Annotated in this window: 2 protein-coding genes; one reads left to right on the top strand and one right to left on the bottom strand. The window is 67.9% G+C overall.

Going from position 1 to position 3,417, the window contains the following annotated elements:
- On the bottom strand, positions 1-2,465 hold a 2,465-nt coding region (locus KGQ19_RS48075), incomplete at its 3' end, for a glycosyl hydrolase family 95 catalytic domain-containing protein (protein WP_212022268.1).
- A gap of 339 nt (positions 2,466-2,804) precedes the next feature.
- Here KGQ19_RS48075 and KGQ19_RS48070 point away from each other — a divergent pair.
- Positions 2,805-3,398 carry a TMEM165/GDT1 family protein gene (locus KGQ19_RS48070; protein WP_413563307.1) on the top strand — a complete coding sequence of 198 codons (594 nt, stop codon included), beginning with the start codon at positions 2,805-2,807 and terminating at the stop codon, positions 3,396-3,398.
- The last annotated feature ends 19 nt before the right edge of the window (positions 3,399-3,417 follow it).

Below are 3,417 nucleotides of genomic sequence, written 5' to 3'. Positions count from 1 at the left end.
GGGGCAGAGGGGGCGACAGGGGCGATGACCAGTGGATCCGTGCTCTCAGCGGGGCGGATGAGCACCTCGTCGCCGGCGCGTGCGTGGATGCGGATGGTCTCGTTGTCGAGCTGGTCCCAGGTGATCGGGTGGCCGGTGTGCAGGGCGGTGACGTCGACGGGGCCGGCGATTCCGGCGCGCAGGAGTAGGGGCTCGCCGGCGAGGCTGCGGAGGCGGATCCAGCGGGTGGTGCCGTTGGTGCGGACGGCGGAGAGGTGGAAGGCGCCTTCGGTCAGGAAGTCGTGGATTGTTACATCAGGCCACGTGGTCGGTACCGCGGGGAAGATCCTGATGATGCCGCCCCAGCTCTGGCAGAGCATGTCCTGCAATCCACGTGCGGCGCCCAGCGGGCTCTCGATGACCGGCGCGAGGCTTTCGGCGTACATGGTGTTGGCGGTGACCGGCACCTTCGACGACCACTGCTCGTGGAGGAACTCCAGCGCCTGGTCCCCCATGCCCATCAGTGCAGCCTGGGACGCGGCGCCGGCGTACGTGAAGCCGAGCCAGTTGGAGCGGTCCTTCCAGAAGTACTCCAGTGAGGTGCGTATCAGCTCTCGATGTTCCGGTTGATCCCAGGTGAGCGTGTACAGGGGCCAGATCGCCAGCAGGTAGTTGTAGCCGGCCTGGGAACCGGGTAGCGGGAAGTCCGGGGCGATGTTCAGGCCGGTGATCGGATCCGAGGTCTGTGGTGCCAGGCGTGCCAGTGTTTCGCGGTACTCCCCCGCCCGCGCGTCCGGGACGCCCAGGCGCGAGATCGCGTCCAGCAGCGCACCGAGGCCCCAGCGCAGTAGCTCCAGGTCGTAGCTGCAATCCGCGATGAACATGTGCTCCGGGTAGTAGGTGGCGGGCAGGTGGTAGTCGCCGTCGGGGCCGGGTGTCAGGAAGTGGAGATAGTAATTCACTGCCCTGCGAAGTATCGGGTAGACCGTGTCGGCCAGGCGGTGACGGTCCATGCTGTGGCGCCAGGACAGCCAGACGCAGAAGGTCGCCCACAGCAGGTCGCCGATCTCCTGCTCGAAGCCGGCCGGGGCGCTGGTGTCGCCGGGGATGGGAACCGGCGTGAGGCCGCCGTCCAGGAACCGGTCCGTGGTGCGTACCAGGGCGGCGCTGTCGTCCCGGTAGGCCGAACCGACCTGGGCGATCAGGTTCGCCTGGTTGTCGCGGAACGTGCCGGTGAGCGCGTCCAGTTCCAGGTGGTTGGAACCGTGGATGAGCAGGTACTCGACCTGGGCGTTCATGTCCCACCACACGCACGGCCAGCGGGTCGCGATGTACCAGGGGCCGGTGGTGGCCATGATCGGGGCGTCGTACCGGGTCCCCGCGTTGATTTTGTAGAGCTGGATCCAGTAGAAGCTCTCCAGCCGGGCGTCCGGGATGGACAGGAAACTCTTGCGGTAGAAGGCGTGCCAGGCTTGTTCGTGCTCACGAGCGAGAGCCGATCGTGAGGCGGAAGCCGCCTGGCGAACCTGACGCGTCGCAGTGCCCTGTGCTGCTGACTCAGGGTACGAATGTGCGGTCGCGCAGTACAAAGTGCTGGTACCGGCACGAGAGGTCTGACGCCAAGCGGTGACCGTCTGGCCGCCGGCCAGCATTTCCTGAACGCAGAGTTCGATGTCACCGTCGCTGGTGAGCACGGCCTCGGGGTTGGGGTGGTCGAGGTAGCCCGGGGGAAGCGGCTTCTTCCACGCGGGATCGGCACGGTCCGCCACGGCGCGCAGCGCGTGAAACTCCCACGTCGCGGCCCGTTCGCCGGCACTGGGTGAGAGCTCTGCGATCATCACGCCCCGCTGGTCGTGGATCAGCAGCCGCAACCCGATCGTGCCCGTGGTGGTCGTGATCGTCCCGCTCAAGGTCGAATCCCACAGCGAAAGCCGCCAGTCGACGCCGGTCACCGTGCCCGTGGTGATCAGATCGAAGTAGCCGACCGGGAGTCGCGCCAGGCCGAACGTGGGCCAGTACTCGGGACGGTGGTCCTGGACCTCGCTGTGGCAGACCTCCAGTCGCAACCGCCCAGGCGAGCCGGAAGGGGAACCCGCAGGCGAACCGGAAGGGAAATCCGCAGTTGAACCCGTAGTTGAACCCGCGTTCGAACCTGCCGAGTCATCGCGATAGAGAAGCGTTGCCTGACGCCCGTTGCCGAGGAACGGGCCCTCGTCCCAGGAGGTGGGGACGTTCTGCCACACCAGATCCTGCCGGCCGAGGAACGCGGCCCAGGCGCTGTCGTCGTCCATGGTGTTGGTGATGCAGCGCGGCGCACCGGAGCCGGGGTGCGCGGACGGCGTGGAGGTCGTCGGATCAGTCGAAGTCGTGGAGGCCATCGCGCTCTGCAGAGCCGAGACGGGAATGGCAGCGGTCATCAGGCCGACCGCGGCACCGCGCAGCAGATTGCGGCGGGCGAAGCCGAGCGGTTCATGGTCGTTGGTCACGAGGTGGAGGGTAGTCATCGGATGACTGACGGACAAGGGTTCGGTCAGCACGGCCACCAAGAACCCCATAAGGGCTATAGATCGGATGTATGGCTGCGGCTGGCGTGGAGGCGATCGGCGGGCGCAGGAGGGCGGCGAGCAGGGCTGCTAGCCTGGGAGGCACGCGAAGGGGAGTAGCTCCTACGCCGGGACGTCGACATACTGGCCCGCCTCGGGCCCGGCCCCCGGGATGCCCGCGAGGGTGTTGAGCAAGACCTTCGGCCCAGCAGCGAACGCTGCCGCGCCGAAGCCTCCCCGGAATCGGGACCTCGGATGCGGCCCGATCCGAAGGACTCGCACATCGTGGATCTGCTCGTCATCCTGACCGTCTTCGGTGTCGTCTTCCTGGCCGAGTTGCCGGACAAGACGGCCCTGGCCTCCCTGGTCCTCGGCACCCGCTATAAACCCCTGCACGTCTTCGTCGGCACCGCCGCGGCCTTCTTCGTGCACGTGGTGCTCGCCATCGCCGCCGGAAGCCTGCTCACCCTGCTGCCCGGCCGCGTACTGCACGCGGTGGTCGGTGCGCTGTTCCTGATGGGCGCGATCCTGCTCTTGCGCGGACGCCACGAGGAAGAGGAGGACGAGGAGCTGGAGCTCAAGGGCGACAAGCCCGCGACGTTCCGGCGGGTCGCCGGGATGAGCTTCGGGGTGATCCTGGTCGCCGAGTTCGGGGATCTCACGCAGATCGTCACCGCCAACCTCGCGGCGAAGTACCACGACCCGATCTCCGTCGGGATCGGCGCCACGCTCGGCCTGTGGGCGGTGGCCGGGCTGGCGATCGTCGGCGGGCGCGGGCTGCTGAAGGTGGTGCCGCTCACGGTGGTCACCCGGGTCGCGGCGGCGATCATGGGGGCGCTGGCGGTGTTCAGCATCGTCGAGGCGATTCGGGGCTGAGGGAGGGGCGATTCGGGGC

This window comes from Catenulispora pinistramenti (assembly GCF_018274385.1).
Taxonomy (GTDB): Bacteria; Actinomycetota; Actinomycetes; order Streptomycetales; family Catenulisporaceae; genus Catenulispora; species Catenulispora pinistramenti.
Note: the sequence above shows the minus strand (reverse complement) of the source record. Positions and strands in the feature narration are given on the sequence as shown.